Annotated in this window: 2 rRNA genes (1 of these 2 running past the window's edge); both read left to right on the top strand. The window is 56.2% G+C overall.

Going from position 1 to position 1,604, the window contains the following annotated elements:
• A 23S ribosomal RNA gene (locus tag ACZ6SQ_RS38230) occupies positions 1-1,393 on the top strand; it begins 1,780 nt to the left of the window's first position.
• Positions 1,394-1,484: 91 nt separating this feature from the next.
• Positions 1,485-1,601: ribosomal RNA gene (gene rrf / locus ACZ6SQ_RS38225) — 5S ribosomal RNA — on the top strand.
• The last annotated feature ends 3 nt before the right edge of the window (positions 1,602-1,604 follow it).

Here is a 1,604-nt window from a genome sequence, read left to right as displayed (position 1 = left end):
GCTGAGACCTGATGCCGAGCCGATTGTGGTGAAGTGGATGATCCTATGCTGTCGAGAAAAGCCTCTAGCGAGTTTCATGGCGGCCCGTACCCTAAACCGACTCAGGTAGTCAGGTAGAGAATACCGAGGCGTTCGGGTGAACTATGGTTAAGGAACTCGGCAAAATGCCCCCGTAACTTCGGGAGAAGGGGGGCCATCACCGGTGATGAGTCTTGCACTCTGAGCTGGGGGTGGCCGCAGAGACCAGCGAGAAGCGACTGTTTACTAAAAACACAGGTCCGTGCGAAGCCGTAAGGCGATGTATACGGACTGACGCCTGCCCGGTGCTGGAACGTTAAGGGGACCGGTTAGTCACTCTTCGGGGTGGCGAAGCTGAGAACTTAAGCGCCAGTAAACGGCGGTGGTAACTATAACCATCCTAAGGTAGCGAAATTCCTTGTCGGGTAAGTTCCGACCTGCACGAATGGCGTAACGACTTCTCGACTGTCTCAACCATAGGCCCGGTGAAATTGCACTACGAGTAAAGATGCTCGTTTCGCGCAGCAGGACGGAAAGACCCCGGGACCTTTACTACAGTTTGATATTGGTGTTCGGTTCGGCTTGTGTAGGATAGCTGGGAGACTTTGAAGCGATCACGCCAGTGGTTGTGGAGTCGTCGTTGAAATACCAGTCTGGTCGTGCTGGATGTCTAACCTGGGTCCGTGATCCGGATCAGGGACAGTGTCTGATGGGTAGTTTAACTGGGGCGGTTGCCTCCCAAAGGGTAACGGAGGCGCCCAAAGGTTCCCTCAGCCTGGTTGGCAATCAGGTGTTGAGTGTAAGTGCACAAGGGAGCTTGACTGTGAGACCGACGGGTCGAGCAGGGACGAAAGTCGGGACTAGTGATCCGGCGGTGGCTTGTGGAAGCGCCGTCGCTCAACGGATAAAAGGTACCCCGGGGATAACAGGCTGATCTTCCCCAAGAGTCCATATCGACGGGATGGTTTGGCACCTCGATGTCGGCTCGTCGCATCCTGGGGCTGGAGTCGGTCCCAAGGGTTGGGCTGTTCGCCCATTAAAGCGGTACGCGAGCTGGGTTTAGAACGTCGTGAGACAGTTCGGTCCCTATCCGCTGTGCGCGTAGGAATATTGAGAAGGGCTGTCCCTAGTACGAGAGGACCGGGACGGACGAACCTCTGGTGTGCCAGTTGTCCTGCCAAGGGCATGGCTGGTTGGCTACGTTCGGGAGGGATAACCGCTGAAAGCATCTAAGCGGGAAGCCTGCTTCGAGATGAGTATTCCCACCTCCTTGAGAGGGTAAGGCTCCCAGTAGACGACTGGGTTGATAGGCCGGATCTGGAAGCACGGTAACGTGTGAAGGTGACCGGTACTAATAGGCCGAGGGCTTGTCCTCAGTTGCTCGCGTCCACTGTGTTGGTTCTGAAACCACGAACAACCGTCGAAGCCGTTTCTGGCTGCGGCTCCGGTTGACAGTTTCATAGTGTTTCGGTGGTCATAGCGTAGGGGAAACGCCCGGTTACATTCCGAACCCGGAAGCTAAGCCTTACAGCGCCGATGGTACTGCAGGGGGGACCCTGTGGGAGAGTAGGACGCCGCCGAACAAT

The organism is Streptomyces sp. NPDC048600 (genome assembly GCF_055587025.1).
Note: the sequence above shows the minus strand (reverse complement) of the source record. Positions and strands in the feature narration are given on the sequence as shown.